The 16,575-nt window shown below is 71.3% G+C and carries 13 protein-coding genes; 4 read left to right on the forward strand and 9 right to left on the reverse strand.

Annotated features, from left to right (window positions below):
- Positions 1-42: 42 nt before the first annotated feature.
- The 6 genes from NS184_RS09460 to NS184_RS09485 all read right to left on the reverse strand — a co-directional run bounded on the left by NS184_RS09460 (position 43) and on the right by NS184_RS09485 (position 6,936).
- On the reverse strand, positions 43-1,416 hold the full coding sequence (locus NS184_RS09460) for a glucose-6-phosphate dehydrogenase (RefSeq protein ID WP_058725873.1): 1,374 nt from the start codon (positions 1,414-1,416) through the stop codon (positions 43-45).
- A gap of 201 nt (positions 1,417-1,617) precedes the next feature.
- Entirely contained in the window at positions 1,618-2,037 is a 420-nt protein-coding gene (locus tag NS184_RS09465; protein ID WP_058725874.1) for a cytochrome c oxidase subunit 4, read from the reverse strand.
- A gap of 4 nt (positions 2,038-2,041) precedes the next feature.
- Entirely contained in the window at positions 2,042-3,781 is a 1,740-nt protein-coding gene (gene ctaD, locus NS184_RS09470) for an aa3-type cytochrome oxidase subunit I (RefSeq protein ID WP_058725875.1), read from the reverse strand.
- 12 nt (positions 3,782-3,793) lie between these two features.
- Positions 3,794-4,693 carry an aa3-type cytochrome oxidase subunit II gene (gene ctaC, locus NS184_RS09475; protein WP_058725876.1) on the reverse strand — a complete coding sequence of 300 codons (900 nt, stop codon included), beginning with the start codon at positions 4,691-4,693 and terminating at the stop codon, positions 3,794-3,796.
- A gap of 234 nt (positions 4,694-4,927) precedes the next feature.
- Positions 4,928-5,308, reverse strand: coding sequence for a HesB/IscA family protein (locus NS184_RS09480; protein ID WP_058725877.1), 381 nt, complete (start codon positions 5,306-5,308; stop codon positions 4,928-4,930).
- A gap of 179 nt (positions 5,309-5,487) precedes the next feature.
- Positions 5,488-6,936, reverse strand: a complete 1,449-nt coding sequence (locus NS184_RS09485; protein WP_058725878.1) for a dipeptidase — start codon at positions 6,934-6,936, stop codon at positions 5,488-5,490.
- A 52-nt stretch (positions 6,937-6,988) separates the two neighbouring features.
- On the opposite strand from NS184_RS09485, the gene NS184_RS09490 reads away from it, so the two are divergent.
- The gene (locus NS184_RS09490) at positions 6,989-7,564 is read left to right on the forward strand and encodes a DUF3043 domain-containing protein (RefSeq protein WP_083513587.1); all 576 of its coding nucleotides are present in this window, start codon (positions 6,989-6,991) and stop codon (positions 7,562-7,564) included.
- Between the two features lie 536 nt (positions 7,565-8,100).
- Here the strand turns inward: NS184_RS09490 and NS184_RS09495 are convergent.
- The 3 genes from NS184_RS09495 to hisD are packed head-to-tail and all read right to left on the reverse strand — an operon-like array spanning position 8,101 to position 10,970.
- The gene (locus NS184_RS09495) at positions 8,101-9,177 is read right to left on the reverse strand and encodes a quinone-dependent dihydroorotate dehydrogenase (protein WP_083513588.1); all 1,077 of its coding nucleotides are present in this window, start codon (positions 9,175-9,177) and stop codon (positions 8,101-8,103) included.
- Complete coding sequence (nrdR, locus tag NS184_RS09500) at positions 9,174-9,650, reverse strand: transcriptional regulator NrdR (protein WP_058725879.1); 477 nt, start codon at positions 9,648-9,650, stop codon at positions 9,174-9,176. The genes NS184_RS09495 and nrdR overlap by 4 nt, the downstream gene beginning before the upstream one ends.
- 12 nt (positions 9,651-9,662) lie before the next feature.
- The gene (gene hisD, locus NS184_RS09505; RefSeq protein ID WP_058725880.1) at positions 9,663-10,970 is read right to left on the reverse strand and encodes a histidinol dehydrogenase; all 1,308 of its coding nucleotides are present in this window, start codon (positions 10,968-10,970) and stop codon (positions 9,663-9,665) included.
- A 72-nt stretch (positions 10,971-11,042) separates the two neighbouring features.
- On the opposite strand from hisD, the gene NS184_RS09510 reads away from it, so the two are divergent.
- The 3 genes from NS184_RS09510 to NS184_RS09520 are packed head-to-tail and all read left to right on the forward strand — an operon-like array spanning position 11,043 to position 16,554.
- Positions 11,043-12,467: a hypothetical protein gene (locus NS184_RS09510; RefSeq protein WP_058725881.1), complete on the forward strand. Its 1,425-nt coding sequence runs from the start codon at positions 11,043-11,045 to the stop codon at positions 12,465-12,467.
- On the forward strand, positions 12,464-13,909 hold the full coding sequence (locus tag NS184_RS09515) for a glycosyltransferase family 2 protein (RefSeq protein WP_058725882.1): 1,446 nt from the start codon (positions 12,464-12,466) through the stop codon (positions 13,907-13,909). The genes NS184_RS09510 and NS184_RS09515 overlap by 4 nt, the downstream gene beginning before the upstream one ends.
- A complete protein-coding gene (locus NS184_RS09520) occupies positions 13,909-16,554 on the forward strand; it encodes a glycosyltransferase family 2 protein (protein WP_058725883.1) in 2,646 nt (881 codons plus the stop codon). The genes NS184_RS09515 and NS184_RS09520 overlap by 1 nt, the downstream gene beginning before the upstream one ends.
- Positions 16,555-16,575 lie beyond the last annotated feature (21 nt).

Consider the following 16,575-nt stretch of genomic DNA (forward strand, 5'->3'; position numbering starts at 1 on the left):
GTCCGTCAGGTCCGCCCGTTCAGGGCGACGTGCACGCGTCCGTCAGGACGAGCTCACCCAGTCCGCGGGGCCGCGCGAGCCGGCACGGTACTCCTCGAGCGGGACCTCGTTCGCCTTCCATGCGTCGACGACCGGTCCGACGATCTCCCAGCAGCGCTCGGCCACGTCACCGCGGATCGAGAGCAGCGGGTCATCGTGGAAGATGCCGTTGAGGACCTCGCCGTAGGGCGTGAGCTCGCCGTCGTCGAAGGACGAGGAGAGGGTGACCTGGCCCATCTCGAACGGGTTGCCGCCACCGTTCGCCGACACGCTCAGCTCGATCTCGTCCGGGTTGAGGACGATGCGCAGCGTGTCCTGCTTCGGCCGACCGGTCAGACCGGAGGGCAGGCGCGTGACCGGCTTGAAGGTGATCAGGACCTCCTTGCGGCTGGCACCGAGGGCCTTGCCGGAGCGGAGCGTGAACGGCACGCCAGCCCAACGGGCGGTGTCGACCTCGACCTCGATCTCGGCGAGCGTCTCGGTGCCGCGCGTCTTGTCGACGCCGTCCTCGTCCTGGTAGGACGGCAGCTCCTTGCCGTCGATCGTGCCGGCGGTGTAGACCGCACGGCGCGACGCGATCTTGGGGTCGTCGCCCTTGAGCCGCGTCGACCGCAGCACGCGGGCGAGCGAGGACCGGAACTCCACGGCGTCGATCGCGGCCGGGGCGTCCATCGTCACGAGCCCGAGGATCTGCAGCAGGTGAGACTGGATCATGTCGACCAGGGCGCCGGCCTCGTCGTAGTACTGCGCGCGGTTCTCGAGGCCGAGGGTCTCGTCGTAGAAGACGTCGACCTTCTCGATGTTGTCCGCGTTCCAGATCGGCTCGAACAGCCGGTTCGCGAAGCGCAGGCCGATGATGTTGAGCACCGTGGTGCGACCGAGGAAGTGGTCGGTGCGGTGCACGCGCTCCTCGGGGACGAGCTCGAGGACGGTCTTGTTGAGCGCCTCGGCACTCGCGACGTCGGTCCCGAACGGCTTCTCGAAGGCGAGCGTCGTGCCTTCGGGGAGCTCGACGCCCTGCAGCGCCTCGCAGATGTCCGAGGCGATCTGCGGCGGGAGCGCGAAGTAGAGGATCGGCTCGGCCTCGGCTGCGGCGAGGAGTGCCTCGAGGTGCTTCGGGTCGGTCGGGTCGCCCTGGATGAACTGCGTCGACTCGAGGGTCGCATCGACCTCCGGGCCCTTCACGTCCTGCGACGCGAACGACTTCGTGACGACGTCCTTCCACTGCTCCTCGCTCCGGGCGCTGCGGCCCGTGCCGATCAGCTGGACGGGGACCGCTCGACCGCTCTGCAGGAACGTGCCGAGGCCCGGCAGCAGCAGGCGGGAGGCGAGGTCGCCCGTCGCGCCGAAGATGATGAGGGTGCGCTTGTCGGTCACCTGAGGTGACTCCTTTCGCTGTGGTGGGGGTGGTCCGCTTCGAGTCAAGCCGGTTGCGGGCCGGGTTGTTCCCGGTTCGGTGCCGGGGAGTCGATCGGGTGCGGCGGCGGCGCCTCGTCGAGACGGGCTGCCGTGGTCCGGACGCACTTCGGGCGGCACCGGATGTGGTGCCGCCCGAAGTCCGTCAGGGGTTGGGGAACGTCAGTGTCCGAAGTTCCCGCGGTAGTACTCGTAGACCCAGCCCACGAGCGTCACGGCCACGAACGCCATGCCGATCGGAACGAGCCAGAGACCGGCCGCCACGCCGAGGAAGCAGATGCCCACGGCGAAGGCCAGGAGGATCGGCCACCACGACCACGGGCTGAAGTGCCCGAGCTCGGCATCCCCGTCCTCGATGTTCGCGTCGGCGCGGTCCTCGGGGAGGACTCCGCCCTGCGAGGACATGACCTTGCCGAGGTAGAACGCGATGAACGCGGACATGATCCCGGTGAGGCCGATCGACACCGTGCCGACCCATTCGACGACACCGTTGTAGTAGATGACCGACCAGATCGTGTACGCGGCGTCCGCGAGGATGAAGAAGACGAACAGGATCCAGAACAGGTTCTTGTTGGCGCGCATGGCGTTACTTCACCTCGCCCTTCGCGGCGTCGTAGGTCGGGGCGTCGGGGGCGTCCTTCGCCGGGCCCACACCGATCGGCACACCGGCCTCGGGGTGGTTCAGGTCGAACGCCGGGGACTCGGAACGGATCCGCGGGATCGACGTGAAGTTGTGGCGCGGCGGCGGGCAGCTGGTCGCCCACTCGAGCGAGCGGCCGTAGCCCCACGGGTCGTTCACGGCGACCTTCGGCGCGTTCCGCGCGGTCACGTAGATGTTGTAGATGAACGGCAGGAACGAGATCGCGAGGATCATCGAGCCGATCGTCGACAGCTGGTTCATCCAGGTGAACCCGTCGTTCGGCAGGTAGGTCGCGTAGCGACGCGGCATGCCGATGACGCCCAGCCAGTGCTGGATGAGGAACGTCGTGTGGAAGCCGATGAACAGCAGCCAGAAGTGGATCTTGCCGAGACGCTCGTTGAGCATCTTGCCGGTCCACTTCGGCCACCAGAAGTAGAACCCGGCGAACATCGCGAAGACGACGGTGCCGAACACCACGTAGTGGAAGTGCGCGACGACGAAGTACGAGTCGGACACGTGGAAGTCGAGCGGCGGCGACGCCAGGATCACACCGGTGAGACCACCGAAGGTGAAGGTGATGAGGAAGCCGACGGACCAGAGCAGCGGCGTCTCGAACGTCACCGAGCCGCGCCACATCGTGCCGACCCAGTTGAAGATCTTCACGCCGGTCGGGACCGCGATGAGCATCGTCATGAGCGAGAACCACGGGAGCAGGACGCCACCGGTGACGTACATGTGGTGCGCCCACACCGTGACCGAGAGGGCCGCGATGGAGATCGTCGCGTAGACGAGGGTCTTGTACCCGAAGATCGGCTTGCGGCTGAACACCGGGAAGATCTCGGACACGATGCCGAAGAACGGCAGCGCGATGATGTAGACCTCGGGGTGGCCGAAGAACCAGAAGAGGTGCTGCCAGAGGAGCGCCCCGCCGTTGGCCGGGTTGAAGATCTGGGCGTTGAACACGCGGTCGAGACCCAGGCCGAACAGCGCCGCCGCGAGGACCGGGAAGGCCATCAGGACGAGGAGCGCCGTGACGAGGGTGTTCCACGTGAAGATCGACATGCGGAACATCGTCATGCCCGGGGCACGCATCGTGATGATCGTCGTGATGAAGTTCACGGCGCCGAGGATGGTCGAGAAGCCGGTCATGCCGAGACCGAAGACCCAGAGCGTCCCGCCGAGACCCGGTGTGAACGTCGTGTCACTCAGTGGCGCGTAGGCGAACCACCCGAACGAGGCCGCACCCTGCGGGGTGAGGAAGCCGCCGACCGCGATGAGGGCACCGAAGACGTAGAGCCAGAAGGCGAAGCCGTTGAGTCGTGGGAAGGCGACGTCGGGCGCACCGATCTGCAGCGGCATGATCGCGTTCGCGAAGCCCGAGAAGAGCGGCGTCGCGAAGAGCAGCAGCATGATCGTGCCGTGCATCGTGAAGAGCTGGTTGTACTGCTCCTTCGTCGGGACCACGTGCAGGCCGGGCTCGAAGAGCTGGGCGCGGATGACGAGCGCCATCACACCCGCGAGCAGGAAGAAGATGAACGACGCGATCAGGTACATGTACCCGATGGTCTTGTGGTCGGTGGAGGTGATCCACCTGACGATGATGTTGCCCTTGCGGCCCACCTTCGACGCCTGGAAGTCCAGGGTCGTGGTGCCTGCCGCCGGCTGGCCGACGAGCGACGTGGTCATCTGACGGAGCCCCTAATCGTTCTCGGACGCCGTCACGGGCGCCTTGTTGTTCGGTTCGTTCGTGTTGGTGTTGTACTCGTCGCCGAGGAGACCGGTCTTGCCCTGCTCCGCGAGGGAGTCGAGGTACTCCTGGTACTCGGTCGGCGTGACGACCTTCACCTGGAAGAGCATGAGCGAGTGGTACTCACCGCAGAGCTCCGCGCACTTGCCCTGGTACGTGCCGAGCTTCTCGGGGATGAAGTACTCGTCGTTCTGCTTGCCGGGGATCATGTCCTTCTTGTAGAGGAAGTCGATCACCCAGAAGGAGTGGTTGACGTCGCGGGAGGACAGCTCGATGTGCACCTTCTTGCCCTTGGGCAGGTACAGCGTCGGGAGCTGCGACTCGTCGATCGCGCCGTTGGCGTTCTCTTCTTCCTGGGCCTGGATGCCCTGGTAGTAGACGCTCTTGGACTTGTCGTCCTCGTTGATGTAGTTGAAGTCCCACGCCCAGCGCTTGCCGTAGACGTGGATCGTGGCGTCGGCCTTGGCGAAGGGCTGCTCGATCGCGGCCTGGTCCTTCGCGGTGAAGGCGAAGAAGCCGAGCACGAGGATGAGCGGGACGATCGTGTAGAAGATCTCGAGCGGCATGTTGTACCGCATCTGCACCGGGAGGCCGGTCTGGCCCTTCCGACGGCGGTAGACGATCGCGGCCCAGATGATCAGGCCCCAGACGATCAGACCGACCGCGAGGAGGACGACCCAGCTCGTGGTCCACAGACCGACGATGCGGCTGGTGTGGTTCGTGACGTCACGCGTCTGCTCGGTGCCGGGGAGCCATCCGTTGAGCTGCTGCTGCGTGCAGCCAGCCAGTGCGATGACCAGACCGACGGCCACCGGGATGGCCGCCCAACGTATACGGCGATTCGAACGCACTATGACCTCTCGCAAAGACGTGAACCCGGAGGAGCCGCGACACGAAGGTCGCGCATGGCTCGCTCCCAGCTTGGTTGGAACACTCCTAGCTTACTCGCAGCCGGGGACAGCTCGCGCCAACCGGAGCTCCGCGTGGCCCCGTTCCGCAACTGTCGGGGCCGCTCTGACCGGGACGAACGGGAGCGGGGAGCGACCTGCTCGGTCGCTCCCCGCTCGCGTGTCGGCCGGTGGGCGTCAGTGGAAGCTGTCGCCGCACGCGCAGCTGCCCTGCGCGTTGGGGTTGTCGATCGTGAAGCCCTGCTTCTGGATCGTGTCCTCGAAGTCGATCGTGGCGCCGTCGAGGTACGGGACGCTCATCTTGTCGACGACGACCTCGACGCCGGGCTCGAACTCGGCGGTGGTGTCGCCGTCGAGCATGCGCTCGTCGAAGTAGAGCTGGTAGATGAGTCCCGAGCAGCCACCGGGCTGGACGGCGAGGCGCAGGCGGAGGTCGTCACGACCCTCCTGCTCGAGGAGGCTCGCCACCTTCGCCGCCGCCGCATCGCTCAGCTGCACGCCGTGCGTCGGCGTCTCGGTCGCCGTAGCGGTCTGCGCTTCGGTGATGGTGTCGCTCATCGCGCGTCTCCCTCCGGGCGGTGCGGATCACCGCGCCTCGAGACGATTGTAAGCACGCGCCACCGACGTCCGCAGCAGGCGGCCGCGCGCTGTGGAGGGACGGGGCCCTGTGGAGAGCGCGGACGGACGGGAGGCCCGTGGCGGCGTCGCCACGGGCCTCCCGTCCGTCCTGTGGTGCGTCAGCGCGCCGCGAGCCGCGCCAGCAGGATCGTCTCGGACGCGATCGCGCGGTGCAGCACACCGAGGTGCTGCGACTCGTTCGGGCTGTGCGCGCGGGTGTCCGGGTCCTCGACGCCGGTGACCAGGATCTGCGCGTCCGGGAACTCCGCGGCGAGGTCGGACACGAACGGGATCGACCCGCCGATCCCCTGCTCGACCGCGTCCGCGCCCCAGCCCTCGCGCATCGCGGTCCGCGCGTCCTGCACGGCCCAGCCGGCCGTGTCCACGAGGAAGCCGTCACCGGCGTCGGGTTCACTGATCTCCAGGCGGGCACCGAACGGCACGTGCGCGTGGAGGTGGCGCTCGACGGCCGCGTACGCGTCGGTGGCGGACTGCCCGGGGGCGATCCGGACCGAGACGCGCGCCGAGACCGTGGGCAGGAGCGTGTTCGACGCGTTCGCGACGCTCGGTACGTCCATGCCGGTGACGGTGATCGACGGCTGGAACCACATCCGGCTGAGGACCGGTCCGGTGCCGACCGGGCGGACGCCGGGCAGCAGGGCGGCGTCCGCAGCGAGCTCTTCGTCGGAGCGCTCGGGGACCGGGCCGTCGTACGAGGTGAGCCCCTCGACCGCGACCGAGCCGTCGTCGTCGTGGAGCGAGGCGAGGAGGCGCATCATCGGGATCATCGCGTCGGGGGCCGCTCCGCCGAACATGCCGCTGTGGCTCGCGTGCTCGAGCGTCGTCAGGGTGAGCTTGAACGTGACGTTGCCACGGAGGGACACCGTGATCGACGGGACCTCGGCGGACCAGTTGTCGCTGTCGGCCACCACGATGACGTCGGCGGCGAGGTGTTCCTTCTGCTCGCGGAGGAACGTGCGGAACGACCGGGAGCCGAACTCCTCCTCACCCTCGACGAACAGGACGACACCGAGGTCGAGGTCATCACCGAACTGGGCGTGCAGGGCGCGGAGCGAGGCGATGTGGGTCATCACGCCGGCCTTGTCGTCCGAGGCACCGCGGCCGTAGAGGCGGTCCCCGCGGAGGGTCGGCTCGAACGGCGGCGTGTCCCAGAGGGCGTCGTCGCCCTGCGGCTGGACGTCGTGGTGGGCGTAGAGCATCACCGTCGGCTTGCCGTTCCGGGCGGGGCGGACGGCGAGGACGGCGGGCTGGCCGAGCTGCTCGTCCGCGTGTTCCTCGGCCACGTCGGACGAGGTGCCCTCGAACGCCGAGCGGACGATCCGGACGTCGTCCGCGGCGAACACCCCGGTCGACCGGGCCAGGTCCGCGACGGCCTCGGCGCTCGCCCGCACGTTCGCCGGGTCGAACGCCGACCACGACACCGAGGGCAGGCGGACGAGGGCGGACAGGTCGGCGATGGTCGCCGGCAGCGCCCCCTGCACGTGTTCGCGCAGGGCGTCGAGGAGTGCGGGGTCGGTGGCTGCTGCGTGCTGGTCGGTGTCGGTCATGTCCCGTAATCTAGAGGACGATCCAGCACGCAACCGCAGTCAGGAACGCACCGTGGCGAAGGCAGCCCCCAAGACCAACACGACCGTCAACCCCGCCGAGGACGAGCTCCTCGAGCAGGGCAAGGGCCGGCCGACGCCGAGCCGTCGTGAGCGTGAGGCTGCGAACCGTCGCCCGCTCGTCGGCAACTCCCCCGCCGACAAGAAGGCCGCGCGTGCCCGCCTGAACACCGAGCGCGAGAAGGCCCGCGTCGGCATGGCCAACGGCGAGGAACGGTACCTCCCGGCGAAGGACCGCGGCGAGCAGCGTCGGTTCGTGCGCGACTGGATCGACGCCCGCTGGAACGTGGGCGAGGTCATGATGCCGGTGCTCGTCATCTTCCTCATCCTCGGGTTCGCCGCCGCGCAGACCGTGCTCGCCTCGTACGCGCTGCTGCTGGTGTGGGCGTTCGTGGCGCTGTTCGTCATCGACTGCGTCGTCCTGTGGCTGTCCCTCCGCAAGAAGCTCACGACCAAGTTCGGCTCGATGCAGCGCGGGACGTTCCTCTACATCCTCACGCGTGCGTGGCAGCTGCGGTTCCTCCGCCTGCCGAAGCCGCAGGTCCGCCGCGGGCAGTACCCCGCCGTCTGACACTGGGGTCGCCCCCTCGGAGCGCCGCTCGACCCCGGTCGGGCGGCGCTCCGGCGTGTGCAGGCGCGGGCGTCGTGGAGGCGTGGCGGGCTCACCCGGCGCGGATACGTCGCACCCGCCGACGTTCCACCTCTCGCCGCACGCGTGTCGTCGAGGTTCCACGACTCGCCGCACGTGTGTCGTCGAGGTTCCACGGACCGGTCGGCCGCGTGTCGAGGTGCCGAAAGTACGGAAGCTCGACGGGCGCGTGGCGGCGGCGCGAGGCGGCGACGGACCGGGCGCGGGACGGGAGGCGCGGGGCGGGCCGGCGACGAGCCTCCCGGCCGGCGCGCGGGACGGGAGGCGCGGGGCGGACCGGCGACGAGCCTCCCGGACAGCGCGCGGTCCGCGAGGTTCCACGACTCGCCGCACGCGCGTCGCGGAGGTTTCACGGACGGGGCGAACGCGGCTCGAGATGCCGACATTTTGGAACCTCGGCGAGTCACGCAGTGCCGCGCGGCACCGGAGCCGCGCTCAGCGCGCGGCGCCCCGGCCGCTCAGCGCGCGGCGCGCCGCAGCCGACGACGCCGCAGGTGGTTGATCCGCGCCGCCCAGGTCGGCCCCTCGTAGAGGAACGCCGTGTAGCCCTGCACGAGCGTCGCCCCCGCGTCGATCCGGTCCTGCACGTCCCGCTCGCTCGTCACCCCGCCGACCGCGATCACGCAGAAGCCCTCGGGCACGGCGGCACGGACGCGCCGCAGGACCTCGAGCGACCGCGCGGCGAGGGGTGCTCCGGAGAGTCCCCCGGCGCCCATGGCCTCGACGTCGGCCGCCGGCGTCTTCAGTCCCGAGCGGTCGATCGTGGTGTTGTTCGCGATGACCCCGGCGAGCCCGAGCTCCACCGCGAGCCCGGCGATCGCGTCGATCTGCTCGTCCGTGAGGTCCGGCGCGATCTTCACGAGCACCGGCGTCCGGCCGGCGGCGTCCCGCACGGCGGTCAGCAGCGGCCGGAGCTGGTCGAGCTCCTGCAGACCACGGAGCCCCGGGGTGTTCGGCGAGCTGACGTTGACGGCGAGGTAGTCGGCGAACGGCGCGAGGAGCCTGGTGGACTCGAGGTAGTCGTCGATGGCGTCCGCGACGTCGACCACGCGGCTCTTGCCGATGTTGACGCCGATGACGGGCCGGCCGGGGTTGCGACGGGCCCGTTCGAGCCGACGCGACGCCGCGGGAGCGCCGTGGTTGTTGAAGCCCATGCGGTTGATGAGGGCACGGTCCGGGATGAGCCGGAAGAGCCGGGGCTTCTCGTTGCCCGGCTGCGGCTTCGCCGTGATCGTGCCGACCTCGACGTGCCCGAATCCGAGGACCCCGAGCCCGCGGATGCCCTTGGCGTCCTTGTCGAACCCGGCGGCGAGGCCGAAGCGCGACGGGAAGTGGATCCCCATCGTCGTGATGCCGTCCGCCGCCGACGGGCGGGAGGACCGCTCGACGAGCCGGCCGATGAACGGTACGTGCGGGATCACCCGGATCACGGCGAACGCGAGGTGGTGGGCCCGCTCGGGGTCCATGTTCGCGAACACCGAGCGGAAGACGACCTCGTACCCGCCGCGGATGGCCCGCTCGACGCCGACGCTCACGCGTCCGCGGCCTCTGCGCGGGAGGCGTGGTGGTCGAGGCGGAGCTGCCCGATGGCGTCCTCGAAGTCCTCGAGGGAGTCGAAGGCCTGGTACACGCTCGCGAAGCGGAGGTAGGCGACCTCGTCGAGTTCCCGCAGCGGGACGAGGATCGCGAGCCCGATGTCGTTCGCGTCGATCTGGCTCGACCCGGACGAGCGCACGGTCTCCTCCACCCGCTGTGCGAGGACCGCGAGGTCGCCGTCGGTCACGGGCCGCCCCTGGCAGGCCTTCCGCACGCCGGAGACGATCTTGTCGCGGCTGAACGGCTCAGTCACGCCGTTGCGCTTCACCACGTTGAGTGACGCGGTCTCGGTGGTCGAGAAGCGGCGCCCGCAGTTCGGGCACTGACGACGGCGACGGATGGAGGTGCCGTCGTCGCTCGTGCGGGAGTCGACGACGCGGGAGTCCGGGTGGCGGCAGAAGGGGCAGAACATGTCGGACCCAGGCTACCGGCTCGTGCGCTCCGTCACGGCGGCCCCGTGCGCCGGCAGCTGCTCCTCGGTCGCGAGCGCCACGATGTGCGGCGCGACCTCGGCGAGGGCCTCCGGCGAGTAGCGGATCACCTGCTGCGGCCGGAGGAACGTCGAAGCGGAGAGCCCCGAGCCGAAGCGGGTCTGCCCGCCGGTCGGCAGGACGTGGTTCGACCCGGCCAGGTAGTCGCCGAGGCTGACCGGCGTGCTCGGTCCGACGAACACCGCGCCGGCGGCGTCGATGTCGGCGAGCACGGCGTCGTCGTCGGCGGTCTGGATCTCGAGGTGCTCCGGCCCGTACGCGTTGCTCACGGTCGCGGCGTCCGCGAGCGAGTCCACGAGGACCACCGCCGACTGCGGGCCGTTCAGCGCGACCTGGAGGCGCGCGGCGGTCCCGACCCGCGCCGTGCGTTCCGGGATCGCGGCTTCCACCGCGTCGGCGAACGCTTCCGAGGTGGTCACCAGCACGGCGCCCGCCTGCTCGTCGTGCTCGGCCTGGCTGACGAGGTCGGCCGCGACGTAGCCGGCGTCTGCGGTGTCGTCCGCGATCACGAGGATCTCGGTCGCGCCGGCCTCGGAGTCGATGCCGACGGTGCCCCGCACGATCCGCTTCGCCGCCGCGACGTAGTTGTTCCCCGGGCCGGTCACGAGGTCGACCGGCTCGAGGTCGATCTCCGGCACGCCGTACGCCAACGCACCGATCGCCCCGGCGCCGCCCATCGCGTACACCTCGTCGACGCCGAGGAGCCCGGCCGCCGCGAGGATCGTCGGGTGCACGTGTCCGCCGTGGTCGCGCTGCGGCGGGGACACGAGCGCGATCGACCCGACGCCGGCGACCTGTGCCGGGACGACGTTCATGACGACGCTCGACGGGTAGACGGCCTTGCCGCCCGGGACGTAGAGACCGACGCGACGCATCGGCTGCCAGCGCTGGTGGACCTCGGCGCCGTCGGCGAGGGTCGTCACCGAGCCTGCGGGCACCTGTGCGGCACTCGCGGCACGGACGCGGCGGATGGCCTCGTCGAGGGCGGCGCGGAGCTCGGGGCTGAGCCCGGCGACCGCGGCGGCGATCTCGGCCGCGGGGACACGCACGTGCTCGGGCGCTCCCCCGTCGAACCGTTCGGCCTGTTCGCGCAGCGCCGTCGCCCCGTGCTCCCGGACCGCGTCCACGAGCTCGCGTGCGGCATCGACGGCGTGTGAGACGTCGCCGACGGCGCGGGGCATGAGTCGGAGGAGTTCGGCACGGGCGGGCAGGCCGCCGCGGAGGTCGATTCGCTGCATCATCAGGTCGCCAAGCCTACCGAGCACCCCCGACCGCCCCCTGCGGGCCGTGACCGCCCGCTAACGTGAGGGTCGATGAACTTCGAGAAGGCGCGACGCCTCGTCACCGACCTCGTGCGCGTGAACGAACGGTACGCACGCGACGGCCACTACCGGAACGACGTCCGCGAACGACTCGGGCGGACGGTCTCCCGCGTGGACGTCCGCGTGGCGCGACGCGAGCGCGACCGTGCTCCGCTCGCCGCCCGGCCGTTCGAGGGACTCGTCGAGACCAGCCTCGCGATCGCCGGCGTCCGCACGGTCGACCGCGAGCCCGAGGTCGTCCTCGTCGTCGACGAGCTGCGCGAGGGCGCGGCGTTCGCCGGCGTGCAGACGGCCCTCGCGGTCGCCCTCGCACTCGGCGAGCGCACCGGCCGCCGGGTCCGCGTCGTGATGGTGCGCTGGACGACCCCGGGCAACAGCACCGCCGCGGCCGAGGCCCTCGTCGCCGAGCGCTTCCCCGAGTCCCGCGTCGACGGCCGGCCCGGCGTCCGGGTCGTTCGTCGCGAGGACGTCCTCGACGAGACGTTCGGCCGCGACGACGTGTGGATCGCGACGCACTGGAAGACGGCGCACCCGCTCGACGTCGCCGTCACCGCAGGGGTCGTGCCGCGTGACCGCGTCGTCTACCTCGTGCAGGACTACGAGCCCGGGTTCAGCCCGTGGTCGACCGAGTACGCCGTCGCCGCCTCGACCTACCGCGCCGGCTTCCGGATGCTCGTGAACTCCGAGCCGCTCCGGCAGTACCTCGCCGAGGTCGAGGACGTCGACGTACCCCGAGACCGTTCGTTCGCCCCGCACCTCGACCTGGAGCTGCTCGAACGCGTCGCGGCGGCCCGCCAGCACGAGGACACCGTGCGCGTCCTCTTCTACGGGCGTCCGAGCAAGCACCGCAACCTGTTCCGTCTCGGCGTCGCGGCCCTCCGCGTCGCGGTGCAGGAGCTCGCGGGTGACGGGCTCCGGGTGGAGTTCCACTCCGCGGGCGAGCAGCACGGCGACGTGGAGCTCGACGGCGGTGCGGGCGACGTGAAGCTCGTGTCGCACGGGACGATGCCGTGGGACGACTACTTCCGCTTCATCGCGTCGACGAACGTGGTGCTGTCGCTGCAGCACAGCCCGCACCCGAGCCACCCGCCGTTCGACGGCGCGATCTCGGGCGCGCGCGTGGTGACGAACGAGTTCCGCGACACCCGGGGGCACCTGCACCCGAACCTGACGGCGGTGCCCGCGGATGCCCGGTCCCTGGGGCTCGCCGTCGCCGACGCGGTCCGGCGGGCAGCGGCCGAGGGCCCGACCCCGTTCGCACCCGTCGCCGACGGTGCGCTCGGCGGGCCACTCGACGCCGCCGTCGACGCCCTCGCAAGAGCACTGCAGCAGGGCGAGGCGACCGCCGGAGCGCACAGCGCATCCGGCACTCCCAGCGAGAACCCCACCGACCCCGCCGAGGAGCAGACCCGATGACCCGCACCACCCTCGTCGTCGTCCCGGTGTACGGCGACCTCGAATCGCTCCTCCGCTGCGTGGACGGCCTCGTCGAGCACCTCGACACCGAGCGGCACCGCGTGCTGCTCGTGAACGACTGCGGTCCCGACGCCGACACCATCGAGCGCGCGCTCCTCGACCGCACCGCGGGCATCGAGGGCTTCCGGTACGAGCGCAACGACCACAACCTCGGCTTCGTCGGCACGTGCAACCGCGCCGTGACCGAGCTGGACCCGGGGCACGACGGCGAGGCCGTCCTCCTGCTCAACAGCGACGCCGTCCCGACCGCGGGCTTCCTCGACGCGATGCTCGCCGTCCTCGACGAGGACCGCACCGGTGTCGTCACCGCCCGCAGCGACAACGCGACGATCGCGAGCATTCCCTACCGGCTGACGAACCGCGGCGCCGCCCGCACCGAGGAACGCACCCGTGCGGTCTGGGCCGCGATCGCGCCGCTCCTGCCGGCGTCGCAGGTCCTCCCCGTCGCGATGGGCTTCTGCTTCCTGACCCGCCGCGAACTCATCACCGAGCACGGCCTCTTCGACGAGGCGTTCGCCCCCGGCTACGGCGAGGAGAACGACTACTGCCTCCGCATCGCCGCGCACGGGTGGCTCGCCAAGATCGCGAACCACGCCCTCGTCCTGCACGCGGGCGGCAAGAGCTTCTCCGGCAACCGGAACGCGCTGCGTGCCGCGCACCAGCGCGAGCTCGAGCGGCGGTACCCGTTCCTCCCGGACGCGGTGGCCGCCTACCAGCGGCACGGCACGACCGCGACGGAGCGCTTCGCCGACGTGCTCGTCCCGGCAGGTCCGGCAGCGCGGCTGGCGGTCGACCTGCGGCACGTCGCCGACGCGGACGCGCTGGTCCGGCAGATCGACGCGGCCTTCGGTGACGGCTTCGCCCTGGAGGCGCGGCTCCCCTCCGGCACGTCGGCCCCCGACACGTGGAGCGTCACCGCCGATGAGCCGAACCCGGACGACCTCGTCACGGTGCAGGTCCTCGTCGACCCGACGCCCGCCGAGCTCGTCACGGCGAACCGTCGTGCCGCGCACTGGGTCTTCGTCGACACCGGCCCCGCAGCTGCCCCGTGGTCGTCCGAGCAGTACCGCGCCGGGTCGGCACGGGTCGCCGACCTCGTGCGGCCGTTCGCGGAGGTCGTGACCCCCGACGAACTCGACAGCGCGCGGGAGGGCGTGGAGAACAGCATGCTCGCCCCGCTCGACGGCACCTCGGCCGCACTCGAACGACGCTGGGCCGCGTTCCTGCCACTCGACCTCGCCGCTGCGCAGGCAGCCTCGGCGTCGTCGTCCGACGAGGTCACCCGGCTCCGCCGCGAACTCGACGACCTCCGCGCGAGCCGCTCGTTCCGCACCGGCCAGGCCATCGCCAAGGTCGCCTCCCGCCTGCCGGGGCGCCGCTGATGCCCGGCCCCGGGAAGGGTCAGAACGGCACGGCGAGGGGCCAGGACGGCCTCGGCCGGATCGCCCGCGGGCTGGCCCGACGCCTCCGCGGTCCGGAGCGTCCCCTCACCGTGACGGACCGGCTCGACCGCTGGGCTGCCCGCATCGTCGAGTTCGGCATCGTCGACCGCGCGTACCTCGAGGCGCAGACCGGCCGGACCTTCGCGACCGACGCCGAGGCGGTGTCGTTCTACGTCCACAACGACGGTCGGCGCGGACTCTCGCTCAGCCCGCTCGTCGAACCGGAGTGGATGCGCGAGCACCAGCCGGACGCCCGGATGTCCTGGTACGACGCACTCCACCAGGAGGGGCCCGAGCTCTTCCAGACCGGTCCGCTCTTCGACGCCGGGGTGTGGGCGGCGTCGCGGCCGGAGGGCCGCCGACCGGCGAGCACGCTCGATGCGCTCCGCGACTTCCTGCGCGAGGCGAGCGACGAGACCGCGCTCCCCGTGCCTCCCGGCCGACGCGGTGACACGCCCACGTGGGCCGCTGCGCGCGACGCCGCCCTCGACAACGCCCGCGCGTACGCAGCCGCCCAGCACCGCACGCGCCGGCGCTACCGGCAGCAGTGGGACGGGCCGACCACCGAGGAGGCGCTCGCGGCGCTCCGACGGGGAGCCGCACGCCGTGACGCGGAACGCCCCCTGGTGTCCGTCGTCATGCCGGTGTTCCGGCGACCCGACGTCGTGGCGGCCGCGATCCGCTCCGTGCAGGCGCAGATCTACCCGCACTGGGAACTGCTCGTCGTCGACGACGGCTCCGGCGACGACACGCTCGACGTCGTCCGAGCCGCTGCCGAGGGTGACGACCGCGTCCGGGTGCACGAACGGCCGAACGGCGGCGCCGGCGCCGCGCGCAACACCGGACTCGCCGCCGCTCGGGGCGAGCTGGTCGCGTTCCTCGACGCCGACAACACCTGGCGGCCGGAGCACCTCGCCGCCGCCGTCGCCGGGGTCCTCGACACCGGGGCGCCGGGTGCGCACACGGGCCTGCGGATGGTGGGCGCGAACAACGACGACGACGCGACCGCCCCGACCGAGACGTTCCGCGGCGAGGACGGCACCGTCGAGGACCTCCGCGCCGGCAACTTCATCGACCTCAACGCGCTCGTCGTCCGGCGGGACGTCGCCGACGCCGTCGGTCCGTTCGACGAGACGCTCCGCCGCTGGATCGACTGGGAGTGGCTGCTGCGCATCGCGCGGCACGCGGGCATGCCGGTGTACGTGCCGGTCATCGGCGTCGACTACGACAACGTCCGCGACGTCCGCCGGGTGTCCTCCGGGCAGCCGGCATCGTGGCAGGAGGTCGCCCTCGCGCGCCACCGCCTCGACTGGGACGCCCTCGCCGCTGCACCGCGCACCGTGGGCCGCGTGTCCGTCGTCGTCCCGACGTACCGCGACTGGACGATGACCCGCCGCGCCGTCGACGCCGTCCTCGGTGCCGCCGACCACGACGGCGACGACGTCGAGGTGGTCGTGATCGACAACGGCTCACCCCGCTCGGTCACCGCCGTGCTCGACGCCTGGTTCCGCGACGAACCCCGGGTCGTGCTGCAGCGCGAGGACCGCAACCGCAACTTCGCCCTCGGCAGCGACCTCGGGCTCGCCCGCTCCACCGGTGACGTCGTCGTGATGCTCAACAACGACACCGAGGTCACCACCGGGTGGCTCCGACCGCTCGTCACCGCGCTCGACGACCCGACCGTGCTCGGCGTCCAGCCGCTGCTGCTCTACCCGGACGGCATCGTGCAGACCGCCGGCACCGTGTTCGGCGGCGACAAGGTCCTGCCCTGGCACTTCCTCGGCGAGCACCCGCGGTACGACGCGACCGCTGCGCTGTCCGACCCGGCAGCCCGTCGCTTCTCGGCGATCACCGCGGCCGCAGCTGCCTTCCGTGCGGCGGACCTCCTCCGCTGGCACGGCTTCGACCCGGTGTACGCGAACGGCCTGGAGGACGTCGACCTCTGCCTCCGCGCCCTCGCCGACTCCCCCGCAGGCTCGGCGTTCGTCGTCGAGCCCGCGTCCGTCGTCGTCCACCACGAGAGCCGCACCGAGGGCCGCAACGACGCCCGCATCGAGAACCGCCGGGTGTTCGACGAGCGGTGGCGCGGACGCTACCCGGCTGCCGACGCTGCGCCGCGGTACGAGCCCGCGGGGCTCCGGTACGCCGGTGTGGCGCCGGGGATGCCGAAGGGGCACGCCGTCATGGTGCGGTCGTCGCGGCCGGTCGTGGTGCGGTCCGTCCCGGGCGTCGGAGTGCGTTCCGGTGCCTTCGGTGCCGGCGCCGGCGTCGCCCCGCGTGCTCCGCTGCGTGTGGCGGTGAAGCACGACGGATCGCGTCCGCAGGACGTCGCCGCCCTGGTGTCCGGCCTGGAGGCACTGGGTCACCTCGTGCAGGTCGACGTCCCGTCCGCCTGGTACCGCGGTTCGAGCGGGCTCGACGACGTGACCGTGCTGGTCGCGTCCGGCACGAGTTCGTGGGTGCCACAGCCCGGCGCACTGAACGCCGCGTGGGGCGCCGTCAGAGCTGAGGATGACTACGCGGTCGTCCTGCCAGCCGATCGTCCGGCAGCGGCGATCCTGGAGTCGGTCACAGCAATCGGATAGCCAGCCGACAGTCCGCTGATC

Origin of the sequence: Curtobacterium luteum (assembly GCF_001475545.1) — a bacterium.
Classification (GTDB): domain Bacteria; phylum Actinomycetota; class Actinomycetes; order Actinomycetales; family Microbacteriaceae; genus Curtobacterium; species Curtobacterium luteum_A.